Genomic DNA, 14,818 nt, shown 5'->3' with positions numbered 1-14,818 from the left:
CGCCGTTGGATCAGACGTGAGATTTCTGGGAGCCGCTGCTCGATCCGGACGTAAGCGACGGGCATGTGATGTACCGGCACGGCCCCTCCCGCGCGCTGCCGACTGCGGGTTCATGGCGGTTTAGACCGTTCACTGCGGGCGTGTGGTGACTTGAGGGTCGGCCCTCACAGGCGTGTTTTTCAGCCCCTCCGGCGTTTGAGGAGCGGGGTCTGGGGCCGGAGCCCCAGGTACGGGTTGGGTAGGGGCGGAGGGGGCGAGGAAACGGTTGTGGGGCACGTGGGACCGGGGGCGGGGCGGACCGGAGGGTCTGGGGGTGCTGTGAGGGAGGGCCCCGGGCCGGCCGGGTGGACGTTCGTCACCCGTGGGTCCTCGGGGCGTCACCCAGTGTTCCGTGTCCGCTAGGCGGACCGGGCGGGCGGGAGGCACTGGGTGCCGGATACGGTGGGAAATACCATGAGCGCTTCACATACCCCTGATGTGCCCACTCTTCTTGTCAAGATCTTCGGCAAGGACCGGCCGGGCATCACCGCCGGACTCTTCGACACCCTCGCCGCCTACTCCGTCGACGTGGTCGACATCGAGCAGGTCGTCACCCGGGGCCGGATCGTGCTGTGCGCGCTCGTGACCGAGCCGCCCGCAAGCCTCGAAGGCGATCTCCGGTCGACCGTCCACAGCTGGGCGGAGTCGATGAAGATGCAGGCGGAGATCATCTCCGGCCTCGGCGACAACCGCCCGCGCGGCTCGGGACGTTCGCTGGTCACGGTGCTCGGACATCCGCTCACCGCGGAGTCGACGGCCGCCATCGCCGCGCGGATCACGAAGACCGGCGGCAACATCGACCGTATCTTCCGGCTGGCCAAGTACCCGGTGACCGCGGTCGAGTTCGCGGTGTCCGGTACGGAGACCGCGGTGCTGCGCACCGCGCTGGTGACCGAGGCCTCGGCACTCGGTGTCGACATCGCGGTCATGGCGGCGGGCCTGCACCGGCGGGCCCAGCGGCTCGTCGTGATGGACGTGGACTCCACGCTCATCCAGGACGAGGTGATCGAGCTCTTCGCGGCACACGCCGGGTGCGAGGAGAAGGTCGCCGAGGTCACGGCGGCCGCGATGCGCGGTGAGCTGGACTTCGAGCAGTCCCTGCACGCGCGCGTGGCGCTCCTCGAGGGGCTCGACGCGTCGGTGGTGCAGAAGGTGCGCGAGGAGGTGCGGCTGACGCCGGGCGCGCGGACCCTGATTCGCACGCTGAAGCGGCTCGGCTTCCAAGTCGGCGTCGTCTCCGGCGGGTTCACCCAGGTCACCGACGATCTGAAGGAGCGGCTCGGGCTCGACTTCGCCCAGGCCAACACCCTGGAGATCGTCGACGGGAAGCTGACCGGGCGGGTCACCGGCGAGATCGTGGACCGGGCGGGCAAGGCGCGACTGCTGCGCCGGTTCGCCGCCGAGGCCGGGGTTCCGCTGGCCCAGACCGTGGCGATCGGCGACGGCGCCAACGACCTCGACATGCTCAACGCCGCCGGTCTCGGGGTCGCGTTCAACGCGAAGCCGGTCGTACGGCAGGCCGCGCACACCGCGGTGAACTTCCCGTTCCTCGACACGGTCCTGTATCTGCTGGGCGTCACCCGTGAAGAGGTCGAGGCCGCCGACATGCACGAGGACGACAGCACCGGCTGAGTGACGGTCCCGACGACGGACAGGGGCCCGGCACCGTGGCGGTGCCGGGCCCCCGTCCGTCGTCGGGGCGGGTTCACTCCGTCGGGGCCCAGTAGTCGGTCAGGGCGGCCGATCCGGGTTCGAGGGACTTCCAGGGGCCGTCGAAGGCGAGGACCGCGAACGCGGCGGTGTGGAAGCCGTGGGCGTTCATCCGGGCGCGGGTGTCGCCCTCCGCCCGGCCCGCCAGGATCTCGGCGAGGCCGTGCATGCCCGGGTTGTGGCCGATCAGGATCGCGTTCTGGGCGTCGTCCGGGGTTTCGTTGAGCACCGCGATCAGCTCGCCGGGCGAGGCTTCGTAGATCCGCTCCTCGTAGACCGTTTTCGGCCGGTGCGGGAGCTCCTGGACGGCGTGCTTCCATGTCTCGCGGGTCCGGATCGCGGTGGAGCAGAGGGCCAGGTCCAGGGGGATGCCGCTGTCGGCCAGCCTGCGTCCGGCGACGGCGGCGTCCATGCGGCCCCGGTCGGAGAGCGGCCGCTCATGGTCGGACATCTGCGGCCAGTCGGCTTTCGCATGCCGGAAGAGGACGATCCTGCGGGATTCTGCGACGCTCATGCGTCCCAGCTTCGCACGAAACATGCCATGGGGCGCAGGGAGTTGATGCGGTCCCCCGGGGAGGGTGACGCCCTGCTCCGTCAGGGGGAATGGCATGCCCCTCGAGGGGGGCCGGGGCGGGCCGGAACTCGCTGGTGCGCGGCGGCCGGGCCCGGGGTCCGCGGCTCACGGGGTGTTGTGCAGGACCGCTTGCTGGACGCGCTCGAACAGATGGGTGATCGCCGGGTCGCCGGTCGCGGCGTGCGCGTCCGCCGGGTTGAGGATCATGAGCAGCAGGGTGACGAAGGCGAGCGTGGGCAGGGCGAGGGCCCACCAGGGCAGCCGGATGTCCACGCGGCCCGTGGTCGCCGGGTGGGGGCGGGTGTGCGTAGGGGCCGACATGCCGCCTCCGTGAGTCTTCGAGTGGTCCCTGGCCGCGGTTCGCGGTCACGATTCGAAGCTACGGAATCCGCCGCCCTCGGCCCATCCGGTGATCCACCCACTTGACCCTGACACTCACCCCCTAGGGGATGGGGGGTTATCCCCACCTCCGGGCGCGAGGGCCGGCCGATGTCGCGGACGGCGCGGGCCGGAGGGGCGTGCGGGGCGTCACGGCACCGGTGCGACGGCGGTCGGCGCGACACCACCGGGCCCGGGGCCCCGCCGGTCACGGGGAGGCGACGGTCACGGGGAGGCGACGGACGCGATGATGCCGATGATCACCGTGATGGCCAGCATCGCGCCGAGCACGAGCAGCAGCTTCTTCTGGCCGTTCTGGGGGTTCGGGTCGAGCACAGGCATGCGGCCAGTCTCGCACCCTTCGTCCGCCGTGCCGCCGCCGGGGCCCGCTTCCGAGCTCCGCCGGGGCCCATTTCCGGGCTCCGCCGTACCGCCGCCGGGACCTCTTCCGGGAGCCGGGGTCATCCGGCGGCCTCGTCCTCCACCGTGCGGTCGCGGCCCGCCAGAATGCCGACGGCGATCTGCGGGACCATCAGCCCGGCCATCAGCGCGAGCGGCAGGCCCCAGCCGCCGCTGTGCTGGTAGAGCACGCCCACGAGCAGCGGGCCCGGGATCGAGATCAGGTACCCGGTGCTCTGGGCGAACGCCGACAGTTCGGCGACACCGGCGCCGGTGCGGGCGCGCATGCCGACCATGGTCAGTGCCAGCGGGAAGGCGCAGTTGGAGACGCCGAGCAGCAGCGCCCAGGCCCAGGCGCCCGCCGCCGGGGCCAGGTAGAGGCCCGCGTATCCGGCGAGTCCGCAGAGGCCGAGGACGACCACGATGGGCCCCTGCCGGGGCAGGCGGGTGGCGAGGCGCGGGATGACGAAGGCCAGCGGCACGCCCATCACCATCGTGACGGCGAGGAGCAGTCCCGCGGTGCCTGCGGCGACGCCCGCGTCGCGGAAGATCTGGGCCATCCAGCCCATCGTGATGTAGGCGGCGGTGGCCTGGAGGCCGAAGAAGACGGCCAGGGCCCAGGCGGTACGGCTGCGGGTGATGCGCAGTCCCTCGGGCGCGTGGCGGGTGACGACGGCGGCAGCGGGCGCCGGGACACCTGCGCGGGCCCCGGTGGCGGAGGGGGTGGCTGCGGCAGCGGCGGGCGTGCGGTCACCGGTACGGGACGCGGCCGGTTCACGGTCACCGGTGCCGGGACCGGCGCCCCGCGCTCGTACCAGCAGCACCCACGGCAGGACCGCCGCCGCCGCGAGGCCCGCCCACACCACGAGGCCGGAGCGCCAGTCGCCGCCGAGGGCGTCGGTCACGGGGACGGTCGCCGCCGCGGCGGCGGACGTGCCCAGGGCCAGGGCCATCGAGTACAGGCCCGTCATGGAGCCGACCTTGTCGGGGAACCAGCGCTTGACGATCACCGGCATCAGGACGTTGCTGACGGCGATGCCCATGAGCGCGAGCGCGCTCATGGCCAGGAAGCCGGCCGTTCCCCCGATGTACGGACGCACGGCGAGGCCCGTCGTGATGGCGACCATGCCCGCGCAGACCACGGCGGCGGGCCCGAAACGGCGGGCGAGCCGCGGTGCCGTCACGCCGAAGACGGCGAAGCACAGGGGCGGCACGGAGGTGAGCAGTCCGGCGGCGCCGCCGCTCATGCCCAGGTCGTCGCGCACCTCTTCGAGGAGGGCGCCGAGGCTCGTGATGGCCGGGCGCAGGTTGAGGGCGGCGAGGACGATGCCGGCCACCATGAGCCGTGTCGTCCACGCGCGCGGCAGGGGCGTTGCGGGTGCCGTGCTGCCGGTGGAGCGGCGTATCGCGGGGGGCCGTGCCGGCGTGCGGGTTTCCTCGGGGACCATGAGGCCATCATAGAATCATGGGATGATTGGCTGTCCAATCCCGCTGCGTTAATCTCCGGAATCTCCGGCCCCGCGCGAACGATCACACCCGGGCCCGTACGAAGGACCGTCATGCCGCTGAGCCATCCCCGCCGTTCGGCCCTGTCCGAGCAGGTCATCGCCGAGCTGCGGAACCAGATCACCTCGGGCGAGTGGCCGGTGGGCTCCCGTATCCCCACCGAGCCGGAGCTCGTCGACCAGCTCGGCGTCGCCCGCAACACCGTGCGCGAGGCGGTCCGGGCTCTCGCCCACAACGGGCTGCTGGACATCCGGCAGGGATCGGGCACCTACGTCGTGGCGACCAGCGAGCTTGCGGGCGTGATGCACCGCCGGTTCGCGGACGCCGATCCGCGGCACATCGCCGAACTGCGGTCCACGCTGGAGTCCAGTGCCGCGAGGCTGGCCGCCGAACGGCGCACGGAACGGGATCTCAAGCAGTTGGAGGCACTCCTCGTACGCCGTGAGGAGGCCTGGGAGTCGGGCGACGCGGAGGCCTTCGTGGCCGCCGACGCGACCTTCCACCTGGCGGTGGTGGCCGCGTCCCACAACGACGTCATGACGGCGATGCACGCGGACCTGGGCGAGGTGCTGCGCGACTGGCTGCGCGTGGACGTCGGCAAGGAGCTGACGCCGGAGTCGTACATGGACCATGCCCTGCTCGTCGACGCGATCAGGACGGGCGACGCGGAGGCGGCGGCCGCGGAGGCCGCGAGTTATCCCTTCCAGTGCCGGCCCGGCCCGCCGGGAGCCCGGGAGTAGGCACGGGCACGGAGCTCCGGCCCGGCCCGCCGGGAGCAGGCACGGACACGGAGCTCCGGCCCGGGGCGGGCACGGAAGCCCGGGGCCGGCGGATCTCAGTCCTCGTGGGTGATCCAGACCGCGCGGATCTCCTTCCAGCAGCGGCCGGTCAGCCGGACGGTCGTCGCCGGTCCGACCTCGACCGGGGCGCTGTCGCTGTCGATGTCCCACCAGCGGGCGCATTCGACGTGCAGAGCGACGCGGTCGGTGCCCACATAGGGGTTGTGGCAGTACGCGACGGCACGGGAGCCGGTGACGGTGATCCGGCACTCGGCGCCGAACGGCTGGGGCACGGCCGGCCGCCGCGCCCCCTCGTTCCCGGCGGCCCGTGGGGACCCTTCGTTCACACCCTCCGCGCGAGGGTGGGACATCGCGTCGTACGGAACGGCCAGCACCAGGGCGACAGCGGCGGACACCGGGACGAAGCGGCGGGACAGGCGCACAAGGGGACCTCCTCGGCCGTAAGGCTGCGGGGCGGGCGGTGCGTTCTCCCAGAGTGCCGGTCGGGGGGTCCCGCCCGCCCGGCCGACTGGGCCGAACGGGCGACGCCCCGCTCCCCGCGCACTGCGGGAAACGGGGCGCCGGAACCGGGCGTAAGCGTTTACGCGCCGATGGCGTGCAGACCGCCGTCCACGTGGATGATCTCGCCCGTGGTCTTCGGGAACCAGTCGCTCAGCAGGGCGACGACGCCCTTGCCGGCCGGCTCCGGGTCCTTGAGGTCCCACTCCAGGGGCGCGCGGGTGTCCCACACCGAGGCGAGCTCGCCGAAGCCCGGGATGGACTTGGCGGCCATGGAGCCGATCGGACCCGCCGAGATGAGGTTGCAGCGGATGTTCTGCTTGCCCAGGTCGCGCGCCATGTAGCGGCTGGTGGCCTCCAGGGCGGCCTTGGCCGGGCCCATCCAGTCGTACTGCGGCCACGCGTACTGCGCGTCGAAGGTGAGACCGACGACGGAGCCGCCGTTCTGCATCAGCGGCAGGCAGGCCATCGTCAGCGACTTCAGGGAGAACGCCGAGACGTGCATGGCCGTGGCGACGGACTCGAACGGCGTGTTCAGGAAGTTGCCGCCGAGGGCGTCCTGCGGCGCGAAGCCGATGGAGTGCACGACGCCGTCGAGGCCGCCCAGCTCCTCGCCGACGATCTCGGCGAGACGCCCCAGGTGCTCGTCGTTGGTGACGTCGAGCTCGATGACCTTGGTGGGCTTCGGCAGCTTCCTGGCGATGCGCTCGGTCAGCGTGGGCCGCGGGAACGCGGTCAGGATGATCTCGGCACCCTGCTCCTGGGCCAGCTTGGCGGTGTGGAAGGCGATGGAGGACTCCATCAGCACACCGGTGATCAGGACGCGCTTGCCCTCAAGAATTCCGCTCATGGTGATCAGTGACCCATTCCCAGTCCGCCGTCAACCGGGATGACGGCTCCAGTGATGTACGAGGCGTCGTCCGAGGCGAGGAACCGCACCGTCGCGGCGATCTCCTCGGGCTGCGCGTAACGGCCCAGCGGCACCTGCGACACGATGTTGCCGCGCTGCTCCTCGGTGAGCGCCTGCGTCATGTCGGTGTCGACGAAGCCGGGCGCGACGACGTTGAAGGTGATGTTGCGCGAGCCGAGCTCGCGGGCGAGCGATCGCGCGAAGCCGACAAGGGCGGCCTTGGACGCGGCGTAGTTCGCCTGCCCCGCCGAACCGAGCAGCCCGACGACCGAGGAGATCAGCACGACGCGGCCCTTCTTGGCCCGCAGCATGCCCCGGTTGGCGCGCTTGACCACGCGGAAGGTGCCCGTGAGGTTCGTGTCGATGACCGAGGTGAAGTCCTCCTCGGACATGCGCATCAGCAACTGGTCCTTGGTGACGCCGGCGTTGGCGACCAGGACCTCGACCGGGCCGTGCTCGGCCTCGATCTCCTTGTAGGCCTGCTCCACCTGCTCGGTGTCGGTGATGTCGCACTTGACCGCCAGGAAGCCGGTCGGCGGCTCACCGGAGCGGTACGTGATCGCGACCTTGTCGCCTGCGTCGGCGAATGCGCGGGCGATGGCGAGGCCGATGCCCCGGTTGCCTCCGGTGACGAGAACCGAGCGGCTCAACGGATCACCCTTTCGTTAGCGGACTGAAACCCTGCAATACAGGCGCCTTCCCCGAAAACCTATCGGTCCGCCAGGCCTCCCAGAGAATCGGGCACCGACAGTGGGTTCGGGTGACTGCTGTCGGATCCCTACAGAAAGCCGGGGCTCCACGGCCTGAAAAGGGACGCCTCGCGGCCGAAAGACGCGCCCGGCCGCGGCAAAGGCGTGGCCGCCGGACCCGCCCGCGCGACATGATCGGACCCGACGGGCCACGACAGCAGGGAGACCTCGGTGCCTCATTCCATCGACGAAGCCTTCACGGCGCTACCGCTGCGCGCACTCGCCGACGCCGCGCTCGCGCGGGCACGGGCACTGGGCGCCGACCACGCGGACTTCCGGTTCGAGCGGGTGCGCAGCGCGTCCTGGCGACTGCGCGACGCCAAGCCGGCCGGATCGTCGGACACCACGGACCTGGGGTACGCCGTACGGGTCGTGCACGGCGGGACCTGGGGGTTCGCGTCGGGCGTCGACCTGACGATGGACGCGGCCGCGAAGGTCGCCTCGCAGGCGGTGGCGATGGCCAAGCTGTCGGCCCAGGTGATCAAGGCGGCCGGGTCGGACGAGCGGGTGGAGCTGGCCCGGGAACCGGTGCACGCCGAGAAGACGTGGGTCTCGTCGTACGAGATCGACCCCTTCTCCGTGCCGGACGAGGACAAGGCGGGGCTGCTGGCCGACTGGAGCGCGCGGCTGCTGGCGGCCGAGGGCGTCAACCACGTCGACACGTCCCTGCTGACCGTGCACGAGAACAAGTTCTACGCGGACACCGCCGGGACCGTGACCACGCAGCAGCGGGTGCGGCTGCACCCGCAGCTCACCGCGGTGGCCGTCGACGAGTCCAGCGGCGAGTTCGACTCGATGCGGACGATCGCGCCGCCGGCCGGGCGCGGCTGGGAGTACCTGCTGGGCACCGGCTGGGACTGGGACTCCGAGCTGGAGCGGATTCCCGTACTGCTCGCGGAGAAGATGCGGGCGCCGAGCGTCGAGGCGGGGCTGTACGACCTCGTCGTCGACCCGTCCAACCTGTGGCTGACCATCCACGAGTCCATCGGGCACGCCACCGAGCTGGACCGCGCGCTCGGCTACGAGGCCGCGTACGCCGGGACGTCCTTCGCCACCTTCGACCAGCTCGGCAAGCTCAGGTACGGCTCCGATCTGATGAACGTGACCGGTGACCGCACCGCCGAGCACGGCCTCGCGACCATCGGGTACGACGACGAGGGCGTCGAGGGCCAGTCCTGGGACCTCGTGAAGGAGGGCACGCTCGTCGGGTACCAGCTCGACCGGCGGACCGCGAGCCTGACCGGCTTCGAGCGCTCCAACGGCTGCGCGTACGCCGACTCCCCCGGGCATGTGCCGGTGCAGCGGATGGCCAACGTCTCGCTGCGGCCGGACCCCGGCGGGCTGTCCACCGAGGACCTGATCGGGGGCGTCGACCGCGGCATCTACGTCGTCGGCGACCGGTCCTGGTCCATCGACATGCAGCGCTACAACTTCCAGTTCACCGGCCAGCGCTTCTTCAGGATCGAGAACGGCCGGATCACGGGCCAGCTCCGTGATGTCGCGTACCAGGCGACGACCACCGACTTCTGGGGCTCGATGGCCGCGGTGGGCGGCCCCCAGACGTACGTCCTCGGCGGTGCCTTCAACTGCGGCAAGGCCCAGCCCGGCCAGGTCGCCGCGGTGTCGCACGGCTGCCCTTCCGCCCTCTTCAAGGGTGTCAACATCCTCAACACCACGTCGGAGGCCGGTCGATGAGCGTTCAGCAGGGGAACGGCCGGGGGTCCGGGGGTCGCCCCCCGGGACAGCACAGTCTCAACACCACGTCGGAGGCCGGTCGATGAGTGCCCGTACGAACAAGCCGCACGAGGTCGTCGAGCGCGCCCTCGAACTGTCCCGGGCCGACGGCTGTGTGGTGATCGCCGACGAGCAGTCCACCGCCAACCTCCGCTGGGCGGGCAACGCGCTCACCACGAACGGGGTCACCCGCGGCCGCACGCTCACCGTGATCGCCACCGTCGACGGCCGTGAGGGCACCTCGTCCGGGGTGGTCTCGCGCTCGGCCGTGACCGCCGACGAGCTGGAGCCCCTGGTACGGGCGGCCGAGGCGGCGGCGCGGGGCGCCGGGCCCGCCGAGGACGGCCGGGCGCTGGTGACGGGCGTACCGGAGTCCCCCGACTTCACGGACGCGCCTGCCGAGACCTCGTCCACCGTCTTCGCCGACTTCGCGCCGGCGCTCGGCGAGGCGTTCGCACGCGCGCGTGCGGGCGGCCGTGAGCTGTACGGCTTCGCCAACCACGAGCTCGTCTCCAGCTACCTCGGCACGTCGACGGGCCTGCGGCTGCGGCACGACCAGCCGAACGGCACGCTGGAGGTCAACGCCAAGTCCCCGGACCGTACGCGTTCGGCCTGGGCGGGACGCTCGACGCGGGACTTCAAGGACGTCGACCCGGCCACGATGGACGCGGAGCTGGCGGTACGGCTCGGCTGGGCCGAGCGGCGCGTCGAGCTGCCCGCCGGGCGCTACGAGACCCTGCTGCCGCCGACCGCGGTCGCGGACCTGCTGATCTACCAGATGTGGTCGGCCGCCGCCCGGGACGCCGCCGAGGGCCGGACCGTCTTCAGCAAGCCCGGGGGCGGCACCCGGATCGGCGAGCGGCTCAGCGAACTGCCGCTGACACTGCGCAGCGACCCGAACGAGCCGGGCCTGGAGTCCGCCCCCTTCGTCCTCGCGCACTCCTCGGGCGACGACGCCTCCGTGTTCGACAACGGATTGCCGCTGAAGGCCACCGACTGGATCCGGGAGGGCGAGCTGCGGCATCTGTCCACCACCCGGCACAGCGCGGGCCTGACCGGGCTGCCGGTGACGCCGGCGATCGGGAACCTCGTCCTGGACGGCGGCGAGGACCGCTCTCTGGAGGAGATGGTCGCCGCGACCGGGCGCGGTCTGCTGCTGACCTGCCTCTGGTACATCCGCGAGGTCGACCCGGCGACCCTGCTGCTGACCGGGCTGACCCGGGACGGCGTCTACCTCGTCGAGAACGGCGAGGTCGTCGGCGAGGTGAACAACTTCCGGTTCAACGAGTCGCCGGTGGGCCTGCTGGGGCGGGCCACGGAGGCGGGGCGGACGGAGAAGACGCTGCCCCGTGAATGGAGCGACTGGTTCACCAGGGCCGCGATGCCCGCCCTGCGGGTGCCGGACTTCAATATGAGCTCTGTCAGCCAGGGCGTATAACCTCGTACCTGATTCACGAGACCACTCAAGGAGATACGAGAACAGTGACGGACATCGTCGACGAGCTGAAGTGGCGGGGGCTGTTCTCCCTGTCCACCGACGAAGATGCTTTGCGCAAGGCGCTCGCGGACGGTCCCGTCACGTTCTATTGCGGCTTCGACCCGACCGCGCCGAGCCTGCACGTCGGTCACCTGGTGCAGGTGCTCACGATGCGCCGGCTCCAGCAGGCGGGGCTGCGGCCGCTCGCCCTGGTGGGCGGGGCGACGGGCCAGATCGGTGACCCCCGCCCGACGGCCGAGCGCACTCTGAACGACCCGGAGACGGTCGCGAACTGGGTGACGCGCCTGCGTTCGCAGATCGAGCCGTTCCTGTCCTTCGAGGGCGAGAACGCCGCGGTCATGGTGAACAACCTCGACTGGACGGCCGGCCTGTCGGCCATCGAGTTCCTGCGGGACATCGGCAAGCACTTCCGCGTCAACAAGATGCTCACCAAGGACTCCGTGGCCCGTCGCCTGGAGTCCGAGGAAGGCATCAGCTACACGGAGTTCAGCTACCAGCTGCTCCAGGGCATGGACTTCCTGGAGCTGTACCGGCGCCACGGCTGCACCCTTCAGCAGGGCGGCAGCGACCAGTGGGGCAACCTCACGGCGGGCCTGGACCTGATCCACCGTCTGGAGCCCGGGGCCCAGGTGCACGCGCTGGCGACGCCGCTGATGGTCAAGGCGGACGGCACCAAGTTCGGCAAGACCGAGGGCGGCGCCGTCTGGCTCGACCCCGAGATGACGACGCCGTACGCGTTCTACCAGTTCTGGCTGAACGTGGACGACCGGGACGTCTCGACGTACATGCGCATCCTGTCCTTCAGGTCCACCGAGGAGCTGGAGGAGCTGGAGAAGCAGACCGAGGAGCGTCCGCAGGCCCGTGCCGCCCAGCGCGCGCTGGCCGAGGAGCTGACCACGCTGGTGCACGGCGCCGACCAGACGGCCGCCGTGATCGCCGCGTCCAAGGCCCTCTTCGGACAGGGCGAGCTGACCGACCTCGACGAGCGGACGCTCGCCGCGGCCCTGTCCGAGGTGCCGCACATCCAGGTCGCCGAGGCGGGTCTCGTGGTGGACCTCTTCGCGGAGGTCGGCCTGGTGGCCAGCAAGTCCGCCGCGCGCCGCACGGTCAAGGAGGGCGGCGCGTACGTGAACAACGTGAAGGTCGCCGCGGAGGACGCGGTGCCGGCCGCGGAGGACCTGCTGCACGGACGCTGGCTCGTGCTGCGCCGGGGCAAGAAGAGCCTGGCCGCGGTCGAGGTCACGGGCGGCTGAGGCCTCCCGCGTCACCCGTAGGCACGGCCGAAGGGGCAGCTCCTGTCGGAGCTGCCCCTTCGTCGTAGCGCCGTTTCCGGGAGGGCCGGGCGGGCGGCCGGTGGCCGTCTCAGGTCTTGACCTTGTCGCCCCGCAGTGCCATGTAGAGCATGTCGCCGAGGAAGACGAGCACGATCGCGGCGGCAAGCTGCAGCGCGTGCCGTCCCCAGTCGATGCCCCTGGTCTCGGCGATGCCGATGCCCCGGGCGATCGCGTTGCCGACGATCGCTCCGAGGATGCCGAAGATGGTGGTCAGCCAGAGAGGGCTGTGCTGCTTCCCCGGAATGATCGCCTTGGCGATCAGGCCCAGCACGAACCCGACGATGATCGCCCACAACCAGCCCATGTCCGCCTCCTCGTACCGCTCCCGCCGCTCCCCGTGAGCGGTACCGCCAGTCTCTGGCTGTCCTCCATACGGCGCATGTCGGGCGGAGCCGTACGCGCTACGGCGCACCGTGTCCGCCCGGACGGGACATGCCCCGGTCTCGAAGGCGGCGCATACGCGGCGTACCGTGGAAGCAGTCCGGGCCCGCTTCCTCGACGGGTCCGTGCCGGGTACGGACCGGGGAGCGTCCGACACAGGCAGGTGGTGGAGTGTGATCAGGAAGCAGAGCAACGTCCAGGTCTTCCGGATCACGGGAGCCAGACAGAGCCTGGATGACGACGTTCGCGGCCGGCAGCGCCGCTATGTCATCTCGATGTCCGTCCGCACGGTGTCGGTGATCCTGGCGGCCGTCCTGTGGAACGTCGAGCGGCCCGTCGCTCTGGTCGCTCTGGTCCTCGGAATTCTCCTCCCGTACGTCGCGGTGGTCATCGCCAACGCCGGACGCGAGAACGCGCCCTCGCTCCCCTCGACGTTCGTCACCGCGCCGCCGCGTCCGATGATCGCGCCGCCCCGGCAGGACGGCTCCGAGAAGCCGTTCCCCGAGGACGCCGCGAGCGGTCCCGAGGCGCGTTCGGGGACCGATCCGCACGACCCGAGCTGAGTCCGGACCGGAGCCGAACCGCGGGTGAACTCGCCCTGGTACAAAGCCGGTTCAGCTCCGGACGGACGTCGACGCATTCGCCGAAAACGGAATATCCGCCTGCGGGCAAGCTCAAGAAAAGCTCAGATCAATCATGTTGTTCCAGTGCCGGGCGGCGGGTCACCCGTGACATACTTCGTACGCGCTCCGCATCCCCCGTCGGAGCGACGGACCGACGCCGGGCAGCTCCCCCCGTGGCTGCTCGGCGTCGCCTTTGTCAGCCCTCGGAGCCCCCGCTCGCGGACCGTCCGCCCACCGCGCGCGGCGCGTGCCGCCAGGCCTCGGCTAGGGTCGGCAGGGTGATCTCGAACGCCCCCGGCTCCGACCCCGCCTCCCCCGTCTGCTCGGCCAAGGCCTGCCGTGCGGATGCCGTGTGGGTGATCGCCTGGAACAACCCGAAGCTGCACACGCCCGAGCGCCGCAAGACCTGGCTGGCGTGCGAGGAGCACCGCGAGCACCTGTCGTCGTTTCTCGGGCTGCGCGGGTTCCTGAAGGACGTCGTGCCCCTTGACGAGTGGGAGGCTTCCCGGCCCGCGGAGCGCGGGGAGGAATAGCCGCTGCCGTCAGCCGCCGATCGCCGACATCGGGCGGTCGGGCTGTATGAACGACGGGTCGTCCAGGCCCGCCCCCGCCTTCTTGCCCCACATCGCGGCGCGCCAGATGCGGGCGATCTCCTCGTCGGGGGCGCCCGAGCGCAGCGCGGCGCGCAGATCGGTCTCCTCGGTCGCGAAGAGACAGGTGCGCACCTGTCCGTCGGCGGTGAGGCGGGTGCGGTCGCAGGCCGAGCAGAACGGGCGGGTGACCGAGGCGATCACGCCGACGCGGTGCGGGCCGCCGTCGACGATCCAGCGCTCGGCGGGTGCGGAACCCCGCTCGCCGGCGCCTTCCTCGGTGAGCTCGAAGCGGGTGCGCAGCGAGGCCAGGATGTCCCCGGCGGTGACCATGCCGTCGCGCTTCCAGCCGTGCTGGGCGTCCAGGGGCATCTGCTCGATGAAGCGGAGTTCGTAGTCGTGCTCCACGGCCCAGGCCAGCAGGTCCGGGGCTTCGTCGGCGTTCAGGCCCGGCATGAGGACCGAGTTGACCTTGACGGGGGTCAGGCCGGCGTCACGGGCGGCTTCGAGGCCCTCGACGACGTCTTTGTGGCGGTCACGGCGGGTGAGGGTCTTGAAGACGTCGGGGCGCAGGGTGTCCAGCGAGACGTTCACCCGGTCCAGGCCCGCGGCTTTCAGGGCGGCCGCGGTGCGCTTGAGGCCGATGCCGTTGGTCGTGAGGGACATCTGGGGGCGGGGGGCGAGAGCCGCGGCCCGCTCGACGATGCCGACGAGGCCGGGGCGCAGCAGGGGCTCGCCTCCGGTGAAACGGACCTCTTCGATGCCGAGGCGGGTGACCGCGATCTCTATCAGGCGGACGATCTCGTCGTCGGTGAGCAGGTCGGGCTTGGCGAGCCACTGCAGGCCCTCTTCGGGCATGCAGTACGTGCAGCGGAGGTTGCACCGGTCCGTCAGCGAGACACGCAGGTCGGTGGCCACCCGGCCGTAGGTGTCGATGAGCACGTGGGCCCCCTCCCTCGACGCCGAACACATTTCCCGGACACCTGTGAGCCTACGTGACGGGACTGACGACGACAGCGGCCCGATCCCACGAGACGCGGCGCGGGCCCGTCGTAGGGACCTACCAGTGGTGATCCACCGGTGGCCTACGACGGG

Annotated in this window: 16 protein-coding genes; 7 read left to right on the top strand and 9 right to left on the bottom strand. The window is 71.3% G+C overall.

What is annotated here, in order from left to right; all coding sequences use genetic code 11:
• Window positions 1-453: 453 nt before the first annotated feature.
• A complete protein-coding gene (serB, locus tag OG780_RS31790; protein WP_328453976.1) occupies window positions 454-1,671 on the top strand; it encodes a phosphoserine phosphatase SerB in 1,218 nt (405 codons plus the stop codon).
• Between the two features lie 73 nt (window positions 1,672-1,744).
• Here serB and OG780_RS31785 read toward each other — a convergent pair whose 3' ends face one another.
• From OG780_RS31785 to OG780_RS31770, 4 genes are all read right to left on the bottom strand, one after another.
• The gene (locus OG780_RS31785) at window positions 1,745-2,263 is read right to left on the bottom strand and encodes a SixA phosphatase family protein (RefSeq protein ID WP_328453974.1); all 519 of its coding nucleotides are present in this window, start codon (window positions 2,261-2,263) and stop codon (window positions 1,745-1,747) included.
• 165 nt (window positions 2,264-2,428) lie between these two features.
• Complete coding sequence (locus OG780_RS31780; RefSeq protein WP_328453972.1) at window positions 2,429-2,644, bottom strand: hypothetical protein; 216 nt, start codon at window positions 2,642-2,644, stop codon at window positions 2,429-2,431.
• A gap of 282 nt (window positions 2,645-2,926) precedes the next feature.
• Window positions 2,927-3,043 carry an SGM_5486 family transporter-associated protein gene (locus OG780_RS31775; protein ID WP_326788600.1) on the bottom strand — a complete coding sequence of 39 codons (117 nt, stop codon included), beginning with the start codon at window positions 3,041-3,043 and terminating at the stop codon, window positions 2,927-2,929.
• A gap of 119 nt (window positions 3,044-3,162) precedes the next feature.
• Window positions 3,163-4,548, bottom strand: coding sequence for a CynX/NimT family MFS transporter (locus OG780_RS31770; protein ID WP_328453969.1), 1,386 nt, complete (start codon window positions 4,546-4,548; stop codon window positions 3,163-3,165).
• Window positions 4,549-4,659: 111 nt separating this feature from the next.
• Here OG780_RS31770 and OG780_RS31765 point away from each other — a divergent pair, with 111 nt between their 5' ends.
• Window positions 4,660-5,346 carry a FadR/GntR family transcriptional regulator gene (locus OG780_RS31765; RefSeq protein ID WP_328453967.1) on the top strand — a complete coding sequence of 229 codons (687 nt, stop codon included), beginning with the start codon at window positions 4,660-4,662 and terminating at the stop codon, window positions 5,344-5,346.
• Between the two features lie 95 nt (window positions 5,347-5,441).
• Here the strand turns inward: OG780_RS31765 and OG780_RS31760 are convergent, their stop codons facing one another.
• From OG780_RS31760 to fabG, 3 genes are all read right to left on the bottom strand, one after another.
• Entirely contained in the window at window positions 5,442-5,828 is a 387-nt protein-coding gene (locus tag OG780_RS31760) for a hypothetical protein (protein WP_328453965.1), read from the bottom strand.
• A 158-nt stretch (window positions 5,829-5,986) separates the two neighbouring features.
• On the bottom strand, window positions 5,987-6,754 hold the full coding sequence (fabI, locus tag OG780_RS31755) for an enoyl-ACP reductase FabI (protein WP_328453963.1): 768 nt from the start codon (window positions 6,752-6,754) through the stop codon (window positions 5,987-5,989).
• A 5-nt stretch (window positions 6,755-6,759) separates the two neighbouring features.
• Complete coding sequence (fabG, locus tag OG780_RS31750) at window positions 6,760-7,464, bottom strand: 3-oxoacyl-[acyl-carrier-protein] reductase (protein ID WP_328453961.1); 705 nt, start codon at window positions 7,462-7,464, stop codon at window positions 6,760-6,762.
• 270 nt (window positions 7,465-7,734) lie between these two features.
• On the opposite strand from fabG, the gene OG780_RS31745 reads away from it, so the two are divergent.
• The 3 genes from OG780_RS31745 (at window position 7,735) to tyrS (ending at window position 12,048) form a co-directional block, all read left to right on the top strand.
• A complete protein-coding gene (locus OG780_RS31745; protein ID WP_328453959.1) occupies window positions 7,735-9,258 on the top strand; it encodes a TldD/PmbA family protein in 1,524 nt (507 codons plus the stop codon).
• An 82-nt stretch (window positions 9,259-9,340) separates the two neighbouring features.
• Window positions 9,341-10,735 (top strand): metallopeptidase TldD-related protein, encoded by a 1,395-nt coding sequence (locus OG780_RS31740; protein ID WP_328453957.1) that lies wholly within the window; start codon window positions 9,341-9,343, stop codon window positions 10,733-10,735.
• A 44-nt stretch (window positions 10,736-10,779) separates the two neighbouring features.
• On the top strand, window positions 10,780-12,048 hold the full coding sequence (gene tyrS / locus OG780_RS31735; protein ID WP_328453955.1) for a tyrosine--tRNA ligase: 1,269 nt from the start codon (window positions 10,780-10,782) through the stop codon (window positions 12,046-12,048).
• Between the two features lie 109 nt (window positions 12,049-12,157).
• On the opposite strand, the gene OG780_RS31730 is transcribed toward tyrS, so the two are convergent.
• Entirely contained in the window at window positions 12,158-12,433 is a 276-nt protein-coding gene (locus tag OG780_RS31730; protein ID WP_326788582.1) for a GlsB/YeaQ/YmgE family stress response membrane protein, read from the bottom strand.
• A gap of 253 nt (window positions 12,434-12,686) precedes the next feature.
• On the opposite strand from OG780_RS31730, the gene OG780_RS31725 reads away from it, so the two are divergent.
• Window positions 12,687-13,073 carry a DUF3099 domain-containing protein gene (locus OG780_RS31725; protein WP_328458535.1) on the top strand — a complete coding sequence of 129 codons (387 nt, stop codon included), beginning with the start codon at window positions 12,687-12,689 and terminating at the stop codon, window positions 13,071-13,073.
• Window positions 13,074-13,411: 338 nt separating this feature from the next.
• Window positions 13,412-13,666 carry a hypothetical protein gene (locus OG780_RS31720; RefSeq protein WP_328453952.1) on the top strand — a complete coding sequence of 85 codons (255 nt, stop codon included), beginning with the start codon at window positions 13,412-13,414 and terminating at the stop codon, window positions 13,664-13,666.
• Between the two features lie 9 nt (window positions 13,667-13,675).
• Here OG780_RS31720 and moaA read toward each other — a convergent pair whose 3' ends face one another.
• Window positions 13,676-14,665 carry a GTP 3',8-cyclase MoaA gene (gene moaA, locus OG780_RS31715; RefSeq protein WP_328453950.1) on the bottom strand — a complete coding sequence of 330 codons (990 nt, stop codon included), beginning with the start codon at window positions 14,663-14,665 and terminating at the stop codon, window positions 13,676-13,678.
• Between the last annotated feature and the right edge of the window lie 153 nt (window positions 14,666-14,818).

The sequence above is a fragment of the Streptomyces sp. NBC_00386 genome, from assembly GCF_036063235.1.
In the GTDB taxonomy this organism is placed as follows: Bacteria; Actinomycetota; Actinomycetes; order Streptomycetales; family Streptomycetaceae; genus Streptomyces.
This window is presented reverse-complemented; position numbering and strand designations above follow the sequence as displayed.